16 protein-coding genes and 1 riboswitch are annotated in these 15,380 nt (G+C 37.9%); of the genes, 6 read left to right on the forward strand and 10 right to left on the reverse strand.

What is annotated here, in order from left to right; genetic code table 11:
• Nucleotides 1-10 precede the first annotated feature (10 nt).
• From cobT to QNN06_RS17005, 5 genes are read right to left on the reverse strand one after another with little or no spacing between them, the layout of a single operon-like run.
• On the reverse strand, nt 11-1,057 hold the full coding sequence (gene cobT / locus QNN06_RS16985) for a nicotinate-nucleotide--dimethylbenzimidazole phosphoribosyltransferase (RefSeq protein ID WP_284035502.1): 1,047 nt from the start codon (nt 1,055-1,057) through the stop codon (nt 11-13).
• Nucleotides 1,054-2,442 carry a cobyrinic acid a,c-diamide synthase CobB gene (locus tag QNN06_RS16990; RefSeq protein WP_213119579.1) on the reverse strand — a complete coding sequence of 463 codons (1,389 nt, stop codon included), beginning with the start codon at nt 2,440-2,442 and terminating at the stop codon, nt 1,054-1,056. The genes cobT and QNN06_RS16990 overlap by 4 nt, the downstream gene beginning before the upstream one ends.
• Nucleotides 2,429-3,286, reverse strand: coding sequence for an ABC transporter ATP-binding protein (locus tag QNN06_RS16995; RefSeq protein ID WP_213119578.1), 858 nt, complete (start codon nt 3,284-3,286; stop codon nt 2,429-2,431). Before QNN06_RS16995 ends, QNN06_RS16990 begins: the two co-directional genes overlap by 14 nt.
• 3 nt (nt 3,287-3,289) lie before the next feature.
• Nucleotides 3,290-4,330, reverse strand: coding sequence for a FecCD family ABC transporter permease (locus QNN06_RS17000; RefSeq protein ID WP_213119577.1), 1,041 nt, complete (start codon nt 4,328-4,330; stop codon nt 3,290-3,292).
• The gene (locus tag QNN06_RS17005) at nt 4,327-5,307 is read right to left on the reverse strand and encodes an ABC transporter substrate-binding protein (protein ID WP_213119576.1); all 981 of its coding nucleotides are present in this window, start codon (nt 5,305-5,307) and stop codon (nt 4,327-4,329) included. The genes QNN06_RS17000 and QNN06_RS17005 overlap by 4 nt, the downstream gene beginning before the upstream one ends.
• A gap of 168 nt (nt 5,308-5,475) precedes the next feature.
• Nucleotides 5,476-5,665, reverse strand: a riboswitch (cobalamin riboswitch).
• A 240-nt stretch (nt 5,666-5,905) separates the two neighbouring features.
• Between QNN06_RS17005 and trmL the strand changes: the two genes are divergently transcribed.
• Nucleotides 5,906-6,376 (forward strand): tRNA (uridine(34)/cytosine(34)/5-carboxymethylaminomethyluridine(34)-2'-O)-methyltransferase TrmL, encoded by a 471-nt coding sequence (trmL, locus tag QNN06_RS17010; RefSeq protein WP_213119575.1) that lies wholly within the window; start codon nt 5,906-5,908, stop codon nt 6,374-6,376.
• Between the two features lie 69 nt (nt 6,377-6,445).
• On the opposite strand, the gene QNN06_RS17015 is transcribed toward trmL, so the two are convergent.
• From QNN06_RS17015 to QNN06_RS17025, 3 genes are all read right to left on the reverse strand, one after another.
• Nucleotides 6,446-7,507: an acyl-CoA dehydrogenase family protein gene (locus QNN06_RS17015; protein ID WP_213119574.1), complete on the reverse strand. Its 1,062-nt coding sequence runs from the start codon at nt 7,505-7,507 to the stop codon at nt 6,446-6,448.
• Between the two features lie 67 nt (nt 7,508-7,574).
• Nucleotides 7,575-9,053: an aminotransferase class I/II-fold pyridoxal phosphate-dependent enzyme gene (locus QNN06_RS17020; RefSeq protein ID WP_213119573.1), complete on the reverse strand. Its 1,479-nt coding sequence runs from the start codon at nt 9,051-9,053 to the stop codon at nt 7,575-7,577.
• Nucleotides 9,054-9,287: 234 nt separating this feature from the next.
• On the reverse strand, nt 9,288-9,569 hold the full coding sequence (locus tag QNN06_RS17025) for a hypothetical protein (RefSeq protein WP_249366810.1): 282 nt from the start codon (nt 9,567-9,569) through the stop codon (nt 9,288-9,290).
• Nucleotides 9,570-9,902: 333 nt separating this feature from the next.
• Here QNN06_RS17025 and QNN06_RS17030 point away from each other — a divergent pair, with 333 nt between their 5' ends.
• Together QNN06_RS17030 and QNN06_RS17035 are read left to right on the forward strand one after the other, a co-directional pair.
• Complete coding sequence (locus QNN06_RS17030; protein WP_284037938.1) at nt 9,903-11,096, forward strand: benzoate/H(+) symporter BenE family transporter; 1,194 nt, start codon at nt 9,903-9,905, stop codon at nt 11,094-11,096.
• 10 nt (nt 11,097-11,106) lie between these two features.
• Nucleotides 11,107-11,334, forward strand: coding sequence for a hypothetical protein (locus QNN06_RS17035; protein WP_213119571.1), 228 nt, complete (start codon nt 11,107-11,109; stop codon nt 11,332-11,334).
• A gap of 61 nt (nt 11,335-11,395) precedes the next feature.
• Here QNN06_RS17035 and hxlR read toward each other — a convergent pair whose 3' ends face one another.
• A complete protein-coding gene (gene hxlR, locus QNN06_RS17040; protein WP_108669074.1) occupies nt 11,396-11,761 on the reverse strand; it encodes a transcriptional activator HxlR in 366 nt (121 codons plus the stop codon).
• A 462-nt stretch (nt 11,762-12,223) separates the two neighbouring features.
• Between hxlR and hxlA the strand changes: the two genes are divergently transcribed.
• The 3 genes from hxlA (at nt 12,224) to QNN06_RS17055 (ending at nt 14,257) form a co-directional block, all read left to right on the forward strand.
• The gene (gene hxlA, locus QNN06_RS17045) at nt 12,224-12,856 is read left to right on the forward strand and encodes a 3-hexulose-6-phosphate synthase (RefSeq protein ID WP_217036918.1); all 633 of its coding nucleotides are present in this window, start codon (nt 12,224-12,226) and stop codon (nt 12,854-12,856) included.
• Nucleotides 12,857-12,864: 8 nt separating this feature from the next.
• Nucleotides 12,865-13,422, forward strand: a complete 558-nt coding sequence (gene hxlB / locus QNN06_RS17050; protein ID WP_284035503.1) for a 6-phospho-3-hexuloisomerase — start codon at nt 12,865-12,867, stop codon at nt 13,420-13,422.
• Nucleotides 13,423-13,537: 115 nt separating this feature from the next.
• Nucleotides 13,538-14,257, forward strand: coding sequence for a 3-ketoacyl-ACP reductase (locus tag QNN06_RS17055; protein ID WP_284035504.1), 720 nt, complete (start codon nt 13,538-13,540; stop codon nt 14,255-14,257).
• 117 nt (nt 14,258-14,374) lie between these two features.
• Here the strand turns inward: QNN06_RS17055 and QNN06_RS17060 are convergent, their stop codons facing one another.
• Nucleotides 14,375-15,274: an aldo/keto reductase gene (locus QNN06_RS17060; RefSeq protein WP_284035505.1), complete on the reverse strand. Its 900-nt coding sequence runs from the start codon at nt 15,272-15,274 to the stop codon at nt 14,375-14,377.
• Between the last annotated feature and the right edge of the window lie 106 nt (nt 15,275-15,380).

Consider the following 15,380-nt stretch of genomic DNA (forward strand, 5'->3'; position numbering starts at 1 on the left):
TGTGAAGTTTTCATTTGTCATTCTTTGAAATTCCTGCTGAGTGAAAGGTTGCCATTTCTTTTAACATTAATGTAGCCGATTGGATAATTGAATGGGAAATGGCTGCTCCTGTTCCTTCTCCAAGTCTTAGTCCTAAATCAATAATGGGCTTCTTCCCTAGTAGTGAAAGTGCGATCTGATGACCAGGTTCAATAGATTGATGTGTGACAATCATATAGTCATCAACACCATGAAAGATTGATTTTGCAACTAAAGCTGCAACGGTACAAATAAATCCATCTACAAGAATCGGTACTCTCTTGCTCGCCGCAGCAAGCATTGCACCTGCTATTCCTGCTATCTCTAGTCCTCCCACTTTAGCAATGATATCGATGGGATCATTTGGATTAGGGCTCCTTCTTTCAAGTGCCTGTTTAATAATTTCAGCTTTATGTACTAATGTTTCATCTGAAATCCCCGTACCTTTACCTACTAGTGAAGAAATATCTCTATTGCTAAGAACAGCTAAGATTGCACTACTTGAAGTCGTATTCCCTATTCCCATCTCGCCGAGTATGAGACACTGTGCCCCTTTTTTGATGATTTGTAAGCCTTGCTGATAGCCTACTTCAATCGCTTGTTCAGCTTCTTCACGGCTCATAGCATTCTCACGATAGAAATTGGCAGTACCATAACGAATCTTTTTATTTATTAGACTCTCATGTTCAATATCGTTTGCTACTCCAATGTCGATTACCTCAAGTAAGGCACCTATTTGTCTACTAAAGACATTTATAGCGGCACCACCGTTTAAAAAATTCCGAACCATCTGTTCTGTCACGGCTTGCGGATAGGCAGAAACACCTTCGTGAGTAATTCCATGATCCGCTGCAAAAACCAGGACTCCAGGTGGTGTTACACTTGGAAATGCTTCATTTTTCATTTCTGCTAGTTTAATCGCCAATTCTTCTAGCCTCCCAAGGCTTCCAATTGGCTTTGTCAACGTATTAATATATTCACTAACCTGTCTGCCCATTTCCTTATTAACTTTTGGAATCGATTCGAAAAGTTGTTTCATCCTATTCTCCCCTTACTAGCTTTAAACTCCAAACATTTTTCAATCCAATTCTCAACCAGCGCCGGATTCGAGCCAAAGTGAAAATGAGTGTAGCCAGCTACTAAATTGTGCTGTAGATATCCTTCCTTGCTTACACCCCGCATCCCTTTCGTTTCATAGGCATGTGGGAGCTTCTCTTCGTTAGGCAAAAAGGAGGAATAATGAAATTCATGCCCTCTTGCACTTTGGTTTTTTAGAATAAAATTGTCATTTAGACCACTAATCTCTCTGTACCCTAAAGCTTGCAAAGATGTTTTCATTTGTACCTTGCCTGGGATTACCCCAATCATTTGATACTTCTTCTTTTTCGTCGTTTCAATGGACTCGGTTAAATACATGAACCCGCCACATTCAGCAAGAGTAGGCAATCCAGCTTCAATTGAATTCTTGATAGAATTCTTTGTCTTTACATTACATTCCAGCACATGAGCGAATTCCTCCGGGAAGCCTCCTCCTATATAAAGGCCATCAACATCTTTTGGCAGTTCTTCATTAGCCAAAGGTGAAAAATATACAATCTCTACACCATTTGCTTCCAACATTTCTAGATTCTCAGGATAATAGAAATTAAAGGCTTCATCCTTTGCAACTGCCATTTTCATGATTTTTTCTTCCTTCTGTTCAAACATGGAGGATGTTTCACTTACAGTTAGCGGCTCAGCTTCAGCTAATTCAAGTAGCTTGTCCATATCAATCGTCTCTAAAACCAAGTCTCCTAATTTATCGAAAAATGGTGTAAGTTCTCCTCGTTCAATGGAAGGAATAAGTCCAAGATGTCTTTCTGGGATTTCAATGTCTAGCTCTCGTTTCAAGTAGCCGATAACAGGAACATGACATTCTTGTTCAATCGCTTTTTTGACAAGCTGAAAATGACCTTCACTCCCAACTTTGTTGGCAATTACTGCTGCAATATTTGGCCCTTCTGCAAACATTTGAAAACCCTTCACAATCGCTGCTGCACTTCGGGCCATACTTTCACAATTGACAACAAGCAATACCGGACTTTTGGTTATTATACTAATCTCTGCAGTACTTCCTTCATTCGTTTCCGGACTTTTCCCATCAAAAAATCCCATAACTCCTTCTATAATCGAAATATCAGCTTCACGACTTCCATGCGTAAAAATATCCAAAACTCTATCATGTGTAAGCATCCAACTGTCTAAATTACGAGAAACTCGATTGGTGACAGCTGTATGATAAGAAGGGTCAATATAGTCAGGTCCGCATTTAAAGCCTTGAACCGTTAAACCACGCTTGATTAACGCTGACATTAAACCAATTGTCAGTGTTGTTTTTCCAACACCGCTTCCCGTACCTGCAACTACAATTCTATTGATGGACATAGCCATTCCTCCGCTTTCTGCTGATTCCTTCTTTACCACTCTTCATAGAAAGTGTACGCTGCGCTATACTTTCTCCTTGAAGGATAATTTGTGGTACTCCAAAAACAGGGTGTTCCATTACAATGGGTGTAGTACCGTAGATGTGTTGAATCAAATCTGCTCGAATGATGTGCTTTGGAGCTCCAGCCGCTACTACTCTCCCATTATGTAACAGGAGCAACCGATTACAATACAGTGCAGCTATATTTAAATCATGCAGAACCGCGATTACGGTCAGATCATCTTCTTGCTGCCATTCTCGAATCCGATCCATCAAAAGTACCTGATGACCAATATCGAGATAGGTGGTCGGTTCATCAAGCATCAGAAGCTTTGGCTGCTGTGCCATTGTCTTTCCAAGAGCTACTCGCTGCCGCTCGCCCCCGCTAAGGCTTTCAAGCAGGCGATCACTTAACTCAGATAACCCCATTTTCTCTATAATGGAATCGATTAGTGGTTCAATCTCTGTTTTTTCTTCACCGAGCCAATTTTGAAAAGGAAACCTCCCCATTTCTATAACCTCTCTTACTGTAAATCCAATTGGAGGTAGAGATTCCTGCTGCAATACTGCCAACCATTTGGCTAGTTCCTTGCGTGTATAAAGTTCAATCCGTTTCCCATTTAATTCAATTCTTCCGGCTGTTGCACGATCCACTCCCGACAATAGCTTTAACAATGTAGACTTGCCGCTACCGTTCGGTCCAATGATCCCCAAGCATTCTCCACGTTTCACAGAAAAGCTAATTTCATCAAGCACAGACTGGTTGTCAAACCGTTTACTTAAGCTTTCCACTTCAATAAACATCCATCAACTTCCCCCTGTCATTTGCTTATTTCTACGAAGCAAGTACGCAAAGAATGGAGCGCCAAGAAATGCGGTCACAACCCCGAGCGGAATCTCCGTTGGGCTAAGTAATGTACGGGCAATCGTATCTGCCCAAAGGACATATATGGCACCAAATATCACGGACAATGGCAGTAATAATCGGTAATCCGGCCCAACTATTAGCCTCACTAAGTGTGGGACGACAAGCCCGACAAAACCAATCGTTCCTACAATTGACACTGCGGCAGAGGTGATTAGGGTGGAAACGACCAACACAACGAGCCGTGTACGTTTAATGTTGACACCCAAATGGGCTGCCTGCCGCTCTCCTAATGCAAATAAATTTAATGTACGTCCATATGACAGCAACACCACTATTCCAATTGCTAAATAAGGCATGAGCACAAAGGTAAATGACCAACCTCTTAAGGCTAAACTCCCCATCAGCCAAAAGACGATTTCATTCACCACCTGATCTGACAATGACACCATAAAGGAAACAAGTGATCCAAGAAAAGCAGAAACGACAACCCCAGATAAAATGATTGTTTCTACTTTAAACTTTCCATGTACATTTGCTAAACGGAGTACAACAAGCAAACTAATCAGGCCTGTCATAAATGCAACCAGTGGTATGGTCCAAATACCAAATAAACTAGTATGAAACCCGAATAGAATTATGAAAGCAGCACCTACCGCTGACCCAGATGCTACCCCTAATGTATACGGGTCAGCTAACGGGTTGCGCAACACTCCTTGAAAGCCAGCACCAGCAAGTGATAAGCATGCTCCAACAAGAATGGCAAGAAAAACCCGTGGCAAACGAACTTTTAAAATGATTTGCTCAGCTGATTCAGGCCAGTTGGAATCTATGAGACTTTGTAAAAAAGGCAGCTGGTGCAAGAGAATTCCCCAAACTTGCGAAAGAGCTAGATTAGCAGTACCAAGCGATAAACTAATGACCACTGAGAAAAGCAGGAGAACGAAACCCGCTCCCCCCCATATTGCTAATCTTCTTTTCATTTCTTAAACGATTCCGGATAAATTGCCACAGCAATTTGCTTCAGTGCATCTGTTATTCTTGGTCCGGGTCTGGACATAATATTTCCTTCAATCCCCGTCAGTCGACCTTCTTGAATGGCTGTAATCTTATCCCAGCCACTTCTAGATTTAATTAATTCCTCTAGCGGTTTGCCAGACTTATCATCAACAACATTAGCGGAATACAAAATGACATCCGGGTTATCCTGAATGATCTTCTCTTCATTGATGGCATTCCAGCCTTCCAGATCTGAAGCAATATTAACGCCGCCAGCCAGCGTAATCAGTTCATCCATAAATTCACCCTTGCCAACCGTCCAGCCTGGAGAAAATTCAATATAGACTTTTTTCTTATCTTCTTCCTTAATTTTTGCAGCAGCTTCTGTGACAGTGCGAATATCTTCCTTCATTTTAGCCACTAGTTCCTCTGCTTTTTCCTGAGTATCTGTTATGATGCCAATTTGGATAATATTATTTAAAATATCCTCCATCTTTTTCGGCTCAGTTTTATATAACTTAAGGTCTAAACCACGAAATTTCTCAGCAATATCATTTTTCATGGAAATGCCACCGATTACTAAATCCGGATTAGCAGCAATAATGGCTTCCTCATTTGGCTTAGTCACCCCGCCTACTTTTGGCTTTGTCGTTGCTTCTTTAGGGTAATCATCATAATCAGATACACCAAAAATTTTATCGCCCAGGCCTAGAGCGAAAAGAATTTCCGTTTCTGATGGAGAGGTAGATACAATACGTTCCGGTGCCTTATCAAAAGTTAATTCAGCACCCGTTGCATCCTTCACTGTAAGCGGGTAAACTGTTTCTTTAACCTTTACCTCTTCAGTTGCTGTTTCGGATTTTTGTTTTTTATCAGCACCTGAAGATTCTTTTGATGTCCCACATGCGCTGATTGTCACCATCATCAATACAGTCAAAATTAATGCCAAAAACTTTCTCATTACTCAATTCTCTTCCCTTCGTTTATAGTTCGAGATGAGCTTGATATCTTGAAGTCTTTCCCATAACAACGAAAAAAGCCCTGCTTCCATTCGGAAACAGGGCGCGCGAAATCAGAAAAAATAAATATATTTATACTGATTATGCCGATCCTTTTCCACGAAGGATTTCGTTGGCAAGCTTAATAGGCAGGTTTCCTGGCTTACGGGTAACGTGACTTCCTCTCCTTCCCATTCCTAAGTTGGAACAGTGGTACTGCGAGGTTATCCCCGAATAACAGTGGCGGGACCGCGCCGGATTCTCACCGACTTCCCTTTTAACCTTATCCAATGATAAGGCACCTACTAGCTATGTAAGATTCAATTGGTCAAGCAAATTACTCAACTAGTATTATAGCAAATACTTCATGATAAGCAAATATTTGGTTTTGCGATATAAGATTAGAATAGACCTGTATCGCCGGTAAACATAAATGGATCCACAAACTAAACTTGAAGAATTTCAAATGCACATTTATAAAAGACCCTTTTACAAAGTACATTTCTTCACAAACTGTATGCTATAATTTGTAGGGTAAAAGAAAGTAAGAGGTGACCATTCTTGGCAATACATGTTGTACTATATCAACCAGAAATTCCGTCTAATACGGCAAATATTGCACGGACGTGTGCCGCAACGGATACAGCCTTGCATTTAATACGGCCGCTTGGCTTTTCAACAGATGAAAAAATGATAAAACAAGCTGGTTTAGATTTCTGGCAGTCTGTAAACATAACGTATTATGACTCATTGGATGACTTTTTTTCAAAAAATCATGGTGAGTTTTACTATATTGAAACGTTTGGTGAAACAGCACATTCATCCTTTGATTTCAGCGATGTTTCAAAGGAACATTATTTTATGTTTGGAAAAGAAACAACGGGTTTACCAAAAGATTTACTAAGAACACATAAAGATCACTTTTTGAGAATACCAATGAATGACCATGTTCGTTCACTGAACCTCTCGAATACAGCTGCGATATTGGTGTATGAGGCTTTGCGACAGCAGGGATTTCCTAATTTAAAATAACAAAATCTTCCTAACTGGAAGATTTTGTTTAATTGTTTAAACTAAGTTAAATATTATTTAAAAAAATTATTATCCACCTAACTTAATCATCTCTAAATGCTTGATTGTTGGACTAAGATTTACTAAAAAGTAAGCTTCTCTCAGCCTTCTAAATGGTGCACTCCCTTGTAAATAAGCTTGGCCACCGGAATAGAGCATGTCGGCATGGACCACTTTCAAGGTCAATTTAGCTATTTCTAATCGTGTTAACAATATTTCCTTCCAAATAAGCGATAGATCTAAAGTATTTGCAAGTTTATATGCTTTTTCGCGGATGCACTGTAGTTCTTCAATCAATTCCTTTGGCTGCGGTTTTAAATGTTGATTAACTTCTACATCCCTGGAATAACACTCTTCCATAGATTTAAGAGAAGCATAAGATACTCCTATTCCCAAAGGAATTTGGTAGAGTGCTAATGTTGGTCGTACTTTTTGTATAAATGAGTCTGCTTCTTCGGCGATAATCCAATCATCTGGAACGTACACATTATGCAAGGAACAAGAGTAAGTTGCACTACCATTTATACCAACAAAATTTGTTTTACTTTCTAACGCTAAACCTTCAATTTTTACAGGTATCATACACATTATTCGCTGGTGGTGATTTAGAGATGCTAGGATAACAAACCAGTGATCGTCCTTCAAATTTGAAACACTAGGCAAACTGCCATTTATGATATATCCCCCATCAACTCTTTCAGCTTTAAGCCTGATAGTTTCCAGCCCAGCATAAAATTTTAATGCGTTTGATAAACCAGTCCCTACCAGTTTATCTCCTGATTCTAATAATGGTAACAAATTTTTATTAATAAAAAAATTGTTGCTCAATCTCACAGACGCTAGACCGGCTAAATGACACCATAATGTAAAAGCTGATGTCATGCAATACTTCGCAGTTTCTTCTATTAAATACATCTCTCTATTATTGACATGTTCCTTTTGTAATCCGTTTGGATGAAAAAAACCTGCTTTACCGACCGAACTCAGAAATTCTTTAGGATAATAAGCATGTTCATCTATTTGCCTGATAAATGGTTGAAGATATTCATCAATGATTTGTTTTAAAACTACCTCTTCTTTATTTGTTATCACATTTGCACCCCTAATCCTGATAGGATATTTCTATTTCCTCCATTCAATGCTCTCTTGCTTCTGTTTGTTAACTATTAAATGGTATATATTCCTTGATAACTCGAATAGTTCTTAGTTGTTCATCCTCTGCACCTTGAACAGGAAGACCGACTTCGATATTTTTTCTTGTGTATACTATATTCTCTTCCGTAATTATTTCACCCGGTATAAAAATTGGGATGCCTGGCGGATAAACCATTACAAATTCTGCAATGATTCTTCCAACAGACTGTTCAAATGGAATCACTTCCGTTTCAGCGTAATAAGCATCCCGTGGTGTTAAAGCCAACGAAGGAATTTCAGGTAACAAGACTGAACTGTTTATATTCATGTCCGCTTGAACTTTATATTCTTGTGACAATACAGTTAATGCTTTTATAAGTGTGTTTAAATCCTCCTGAGTATCTCCAGGTGTTACAATACAAAGGATGTTGTACAAATCGGACAATTCGACTTCAATATTAAATCGATTTCGCAGCCATTTTTCAACATCATATCCTGTAATCCCTAACTCTTTTACAGATATTAAAAGCTTGGTAGGATCCATCGCGACGGCTGCACTTGATTCCAGAATTTCATGCCCCATACAATAAAGATGAGGAATTTCATTAATTTTCGAACGTGTTTCTTCTGCTTTTCGAATCGTGCCCTCCAACAGTGCTTGTCCTTCTGTAGCTAATGATTTTCTGGCTACGTCTAATGATGCCAGTAATAAATAAGAGGTCGAGGTTGTCGTTAACATACTCAGAACCGATTGTACCCGTTTGGGTGAAACAAGTTTTCCCCGTAAATTTAGAATGGAGCTCTGAGTAAGGGAACTGCCTAATTTGTGCACACTTGTTGCAGCCATGTCAGCCCCTGCCTCCATGGCAGATAACGGCAGTTCCTTATGGAAATGAATATGCGCTCCATGGGCTTCATCTACAAGAACCGGAATGTTTCTAGAATGTGCAATGTTGACAATTCTTCTTAAATCCCCAGAGATTCCATAATAGGTTGGATTGATAACAAGAACAGCTTTTGTATCCGGGTGTAAAACTAATGCACTTTCTATGGAATCTGGTGTAATCCCATGAGAGACACCAAACTTGGAATCTACTTCCGGATGAATAAAAATAGGAACTGCACCTGAAAAAACGATCGCACTCATGATTGATTTGTGAACGTTTCGCGGTACCAGAATTTTATCACCCGGTGCGCAAACAGACATAATCATGGCCATTATGGCCCCGCTCGTACCCTGAACAGAGAAAAAGGTATAATCCGCACCGAATGCTTTTGCAGCCAACTCTTGTGACTGTTTGATGATTCCTTTTGGAAGATGTAAGTCATCAAGAGGTCCAATGTTAATTAAATCGATTGAAAGTGCATTTTCACCAATAAATTCTCTAAACTCAGGATCCATTCCATTCCCCTTTTTATGACCGGGAATGTGGAATTGGATTGGATTTTTTTCTGCATGTTTTTTTAAAGCTGTAAATAACGGAGTTTCAAATTGGTTTACCAATCCTTTTCTCACCCTTTCTCATCTTGCAAAGTAAAGTGAATCAGAGTTGTAATAGATGATGAAAGTGTTCTCTTGAAACATACTTTCCTAACCCATCAAGTGTTTCTGTAGCATTAGACATTATTTTCTACTTCCTTTGCCATCACTTCATTTATTCCTAAATATACCAATTCAAAAAGTTCTTCTAAATCCTCTTCTTCCACGCAAGAAAAAGCGATTCTTAATTCAGTTGTGTTAATGGCTATAGTGCCTACTCCATGATGCAATAATCTTCTTCAACTCAATGGCATGTGCATCTGGATAACGATTAAGTCCTGTAAGACTACCAGAGATTGCTTCAATGGCTTTAGGAGATGGTCCGAGGGGATTCTCATTAGATGCTAGTTTTATTACCCTTTTTAATCCAAATTCTTTTTTATCTCGTTCATAACCAATCCCCACAATCAATTTAGTTTTAAATCTAACAACATTTGAATAATTAAATAGACTGGTAAAGATAAAAATTTGTGAACACATTCACACAATAACCTATAATATTAATAGAACGTGTTGTTTACTTCATATACACAATATAAAGGAATTAAAATTTTTTTAATCATCCACTTATACTCTTTTTTAACCATCCATTCCTAAAAAAAGATAGAATACATTCCTGATATAGGAACTTTTTTTAAAAATGTAAATGGATGGTAATAAAAACTGATGATTGGATGATGTAAAAACTGATAATCCTTTATAAAATTAGATTAGTATACAATGGGTCTACTTGAGCAAAACGCAAAAAGGTAAATATTGTATAAGCAAAAGAGGGGAAAACACAGATTACATGTGGAATAGGGGGAATCCATTATCTTTAAAGACTTAAATCATAAAAATATTTCGGCAGGTATGGTTGCGGGAATATTCGTCATAACAGGTCCGACTGCGCTTATATTGGAAGCATCTTCAAACGGAAACTTCAATACAACACAGTCGATCTTATGGATATTTGCAGTCTACGTATTTGGCGGGTTATTTGGAATTATTCTTCCTTTGTATAGTAAAATACCAATTGTTGGAGGCCATACACTTACGGGTGTAGCATTTTTAGCAACGATGACATCTCAGTTTACCTTTAATGAATTAATTGGGGCATATTTAATTTCAGCATTACTAATGGGCATCATTGGATTTCTTGGTTTTTTCTCAAAATTTATTAAGTTAGTGCCTAAAGAAATAATTTCTGCAATGTTGGCAGGAATGATAACCCACTATATGGTGAATTTTATTGTTTCCATAAACACTCTATTTATTGTTGGATTTATTTCTTTAATCACCTTTTTGATTTTTTTGAGATGGAAACTTAAGTTTCCACCTGTTATTTCAGCAATTATTATCGGGTTTATTGTATTGAACCTGTTCTATCCATTGAATAGCATTGAAGGTACTTCAGCAGCGTTTATGCCTAAAATTCAGTTTCCTGACTTTAATACATCTAGTTTCCTTTCAATCGCTATCCCTCTTACTCTTCTAATTCTAAGTAATGATATAGCGGTTGCTATTGGTGCATTGGAACAAAATGATTATCGGGCTCCTATAAATAAAATTATCTCCTTTAGCGGGTTATTTTCATTAATAACTAGCTTTTTTGGAGGTCAATCTGCAAATATCGCAGGTATGGCAACGGCAATCTGTTCAGATAAAGAAGCAGGACCAAAGGAAAAAAGATATATGGGGGCTGTAATAGCTGGTGTTCTTCTTTTAGTTTACGGATTATTTTCCTGGAAATTGGTTCCACTTATTCAAACCTTGCCAAAAGAGTTTATTTCCATAATTGTTGGATTTTCTTTATTAAATGTGTTCGGAAATAGTTTATATCAGGCTTTTTCGAAGCATTCAATAAAAACTAGCACTGTATTTGCCTTTATTATTAGTTTATCCGGCACTACAATTCTAAGTATCAGCGCGCCGGTTTGGTCCTTACTTATAGGTTCATTCATTGCTCGATATATAGAAAATATTACTGAAGAGAAAGGCGAAAAAAGTGTAAACAAAACAGCATAAGTATGAACTGATGCAGCTTAATAAGGAAATTGAAACTGAATTAGAAATGAAAACTACGGACCTCATAAAAAAAATGCAAGAGCTGAAGGTGGCTCTTCAAATTGGGACACACACCCTTAGCCCCTTTTCCAAACCCATCAACGAAAAGGTATGGTTAGCCGCTTTGGGAAAAATGAAAATAAAAGTTAATTATCAGCTTTATTTTGAGACATTACAAAATACTAAAAATAATTATTAAATTATCATGAAAAGAGGCTGACCCCCTTGGCCGGAGTCAACCTTAGATTACCAGTTAAAATTTACCTAATCGACTCTTGTCTTACTAAAGGATTCAACCCAGCAGTTTCCATATAATCTTTTCCCCAGTTATACATAGCATCGAGAATCGGCATCAAGCTTCTTCCTTGTTCAGTAAGGGAGTATTCTACTTTTGGAGGAACCACGGGATAGACTTCGCGTTTTACAATCAAGTCTTCTTCCAGTTCTCGCAATTGATTAACTAGCATTCTCTGCGTGATCCCTGGCATAAGAGCTTTCAGTTCACCAAATCGCTTCGTTCCCTCTTTTCCTAGATGCCATAATATAAGCATCTTCCATTTACCACCGATAACAGAAAGAGTTAATTCTTTTTCACAATTAAACATCTTATCCTGCATTCGCGACATTTCACATCACCTCCATATTTATTATAACCCACAGTATACTTTTTTCACTATATGAAATAAAAGTCTGTACTTGTAATATACTTCCATACATTATATATATACAGTGAATATATAATTCAATTCTGCTGTTCAAGAAAGGGGTTAAAGAATGATGGAACAATTTAAAGCTGAGGTGAGTGGCTTAACTGGTGGAGGAAGCGTTCCAACAACTGTATTTCCCTTTATTTTAAGCAGTTTGTCTTATAGTATACTTTTTAACACTATGTAAAATAAAAGTGCGTACTTTTATTGTTGTTATATACGTTGTATACTTGCTATTGTTCAGCGGGAGAATATGATATCCCTTATTGCTGGCCGGTACAGATAATGCACTATAAGGATATTTTACTGTAAAAGTATTATTACTCTTTGGAGATATTATCACTGTACAACAATAAAAAAAAATTATAGGAGTGAATATAGATGGAATTACAATTAGCATTAGATTTAGTTAATATCCCAGAAGCAATTGAGCTGGTAAAAGAAGTAGAGGAACATATTGATATCGTTGAAATTGGTACACCGGTTGTAATTAACGAAGGTCTTCATGCTGTAAAAGCAGTTAAAAAAGCATTCCCTAACTTAAAGGTATTAGCAGACCTAAAAATCATGGATGCAGCTGGTTATGAAGTAATGAAAGCTTCTGAAGCAGGTGCAGATATCGTCACAATACTTGGAACTGCGGAAGATATGTCAATCAAAGGTGCTGTTGAAGAAGCGAAAAAACAAGGTAAAAAAATCCTTGTTGATATGATTGCTGTAAAAGACCTTGCTGGACGTGCAAAAGAAGTGGACGCTATGGGTGTTGATTATATTTGTGTGCACACTGGCTACGATCTTCAAGCTGTTGGAAAGAACTCTTTTGAAGATTTACAAACCATCAAAGGTGTTGTAAAAAATGCTAAAACTGCAATCGCAGGTGGTATAAAGTTAGACACACTTCCAGAAGTCATCAAAGTACAACCAGACCTTGTCATTGTAGGTGGCGGGATTACTGGACAAGCTGATAAAAAAGCTGCTGCTGCCAAAATGCAAAAAATGATTAATCAAGGGTAATTCAGATCATGAATACAACTCAATACGTAGCTGAAATCATAAAAGAGTTAAATCGCTCCGTAGATTTAATTTCGATTGATGAAGCTGAAAAATTAGTTAATGGGATACTTGAATCAAAAAAAATCTTTGTTGCAGGCGCAGGTAGATCTGGATTTATGGCTAAATCATTTGCTATGCGAATGATGCACATGGGGATTGATGCCTTTGTGATTGGCGAAACAGTAACCCCTAACTTTGAAAAAGATGACATCTTAATCATTGGATCAGGTTCAGGAGAAACGAAAGGTTTAGTTTCCATGGCTGGGAAAGCAAAAAGCATCGGTGGGACGATTGCAGCTGTAACCATTTTCCCTGAGTCCACTATTGGACAATTAGCGGATATCACAATTAAGTTGCCTGGCTCACCTAAAGATCAGTCGGAGAGTGATTTTAGGACGATTCAACCAATGGGCTCATTATTTGAGCAAACACTTTTACTATTTTACGACGCTGTGATTCTTCGGTTCATGGAGAAAAAAGGTTTGGATACCAATAAGATGTACGGTAGACACGCCAACTTAGAATAAATATATTATTCCTCGAGTTCTAAATAGGAAAGACCGCAAGCTGTTTCCATGCAAGATTGCGGTCTTTCTGTTAGAATGTACTACTTCAATTTGTAATAATTTTAGGAGTGAAAAAATGATTTCTTTAAATGGAAAAACTGCAATAGTTACTGGCGCAGGAAGAGGCATTGGACGTGCTACTGCTATCGCCTTAGCAAAAGAAGGAGTTCATTTAGGCCTAATCGGCTTAAATATGTCTAATCTAGAAAAGGTAGCTGCTGAGCTAGCACAATTTGATGTAAAGGTTTCTGCAGCAACAGCAGATGTGACCGATCTTGAATCCGTTACCCATGCTGTTGAACATATCAAATCAGACTTAGGCCCAATTGATATCCTAATCAACAATGCTGGTGTTGCTAAATTTGGTGGGTTCCTTGAACTAACACCTGAAGAATGGGAAAAAATCATCCAAGTCAATTTAATGGGTGTGTATAATGTAACAAGAGCAGTATTACCAGGAATGATCGAAAGAAAATCAGGGGATATCATCAATATCTCTTCATCTGCTGGCCAAAAAGGTGCTCCTGTTACAAGTGCTTACAGTGCTTCTAAATTCGCTGTTTTAGGGCTAACAGAATCACTTATGCTAGAAGTAAGAAAACATAATGTCCGTGTTACTGCTTTAACACCAAGTACGGTCGTTACAGATTTAGCCATTGATACAAATCTTGTTAAAGGCAATGAAGAAAACGTGATGCACCCAGAAGACCTTGCAGAATTAGTCGTGGCTAGTTTAAAATTTAATCCAAGAGTATTCGTAAAAACAGCTGGATTATGGTCAACAAATCCATCATAAAACGAAGCAGATCCGTTTGGGTCTGCTTTTTTAGTTGGTACGAACTTCTCCTATATGTATCAGTGATACAAGGACAAAAAGACAGAAAGATACAAAAATACTCTCTTATAGTAATTTCTATATAATGTCCAAAGGCATTTTTCTAGTCGGTTGCGGAAATACTTCATCAAGTCTATTTAAATCCTCTTTTGTTAATTCAATAATAGTAGCTTCCGCATTTGCTAGTACATGTTCTTCTTGAACAGCTTTTGGAATAGCTAGACAATTGTTAGAACGGATTGTCCAAGCGAGAGCGATTTGTAAGGGTTGTACAGCGTATTTTTCTGCAATCTCTTTAATGGTTGGATCCGTTAACAGTTGTCTTCTTAAAGAACCTCCTTGAGCTAGCGGGCTATATGCCATAATAGGCATGTTATGTTCTCGCTGCCATGGTAAGAGATCATAATCTATACCCCTTGAACCAAGATGGTATAACACTTGATTAGTCATACAATTTTTTCCCTTAGGGGTGTTCCATAACTCTTTCATATCATCGGTATCAAAATTGGAGACTCCCCACCTTACTATTTTTCCTTCCTTGCGTAGCTTTTCCATTCCTTCAATGGTTTCTGCTAATGGCACACGTCCTCGCCAGTGTAAAAGGTACAAATCAAGATAATCGGTTCCCAGCCTATTTAAACTGTTTTCACACGCTTTGGCAATCATATCTAATCCTGCATGATGAGGATACACCTTTGATACTAAAAAGACGTCATCTCTACGTCCTTTAATTGCTTCACCTACTAAGCGTTCAGAATTGCCATCACTATACATTTCCGCCGTATCTATTAGTTTCATGCCTAATTCTATTCCGAGTTGTAAAGCTTTGATTTCCCTTTCTCTCATTTGAGGATTTTCTCCCATGTACCAAGTTCCTTGTCCTATTCTTGGTAGAGAAGTTCCATCAGGCAATGTAACTACACGACTTTCAAGGGAATTTTTTATTTTTGTTAATTTATTTTCGTCCTGTACACTCATTAAAAATCAACACTTCCTTTTGTATCTTTTTATGTACCTAATAACAAAAAAGGCGGCAATACTCTTTTGCAGTATTGCCACCAGTAAATTACTTAATTCTTACCTT

The organism is Neobacillus sp. 114 (genome assembly GCF_030127045.1).
Taxonomy (GTDB): Bacteria; Bacillota; Bacilli; order Bacillales; family Cytobacillaceae; genus Neobacillus; species Neobacillus rhizophilus.

Bases quoted from the DNA above. Each gene is read 5' to 3' on its own strand.
- cobT (WP_284035502.1), bottom strand. From the start codon at position 1,057: ATGAAACAACTTTTCGAATCGATTCCAAAAGTTAATAAGGAAATGGGC.
- QNN06_RS16990 (WP_213119579.1), bottom strand. From the start codon at position 2,442: ATGTCCATCAATAGAATTGTAGTTGCAGGTACGGGAAGCGGTGTTGGA.
- QNN06_RS16995 (WP_213119578.1), bottom strand. From the start codon at position 3,286: ATGTTTATTGAAGTGGAAAGCTTAAGTAAACGGTTTGACAACCAGTCT.
- QNN06_RS17000 (WP_213119577.1), bottom strand. From the start codon at position 4,330: ATGAAAAGAAGATTAGCAATATGGGGGGGAGCGGGTTTCGTTCTCCTG.
- QNN06_RS17005 (WP_213119576.1), bottom strand. From the start codon at position 5,307: ATGAGAAAGTTTTTGGCATTAATTTTGACTGTATTGATGATGGTGACA.
- QNN06_RS17025 (WP_249366810.1), bottom strand. From the start codon at position 9,569: ATGTGTTCACAAATTTTTATCTTTACCAGTCTATTTAATTATTCAAAT.
- QNN06_RS17035 (WP_213119571.1), top strand. From the start codon at position 11,107: ATGCAGCTTAATAAGGAAATTGAAACTGAATTAGAAATGAAAACTACG.
- hxlR (WP_108669074.1), bottom strand. From the start codon at position 11,761: ATGTCGCGAATGCAGGATAAGATGTTTAATTGTGAAAAAGAATTAACT.
- hxlA (WP_217036918.1), top strand. From the start codon at position 12,224: ATGGAATTACAATTAGCATTAGATTTAGTTAATATCCCAGAAGCAATT.
- hxlB (WP_284035503.1), top strand. From the start codon at position 12,865: ATGAATACAACTCAATACGTAGCTGAAATCATAAAAGAGTTAAATCGC.
- QNN06_RS17055 (WP_284035504.1), top strand. From the start codon at position 13,538: ATGATTTCTTTAAATGGAAAAACTGCAATAGTTACTGGCGCAGGAAGA.
- QNN06_RS17060 (WP_284035505.1), bottom strand. From the start codon at position 15,274: ATGAGTGTACAGGACGAAAATAAATTAACAAAAATAAAAAATTCCCTT.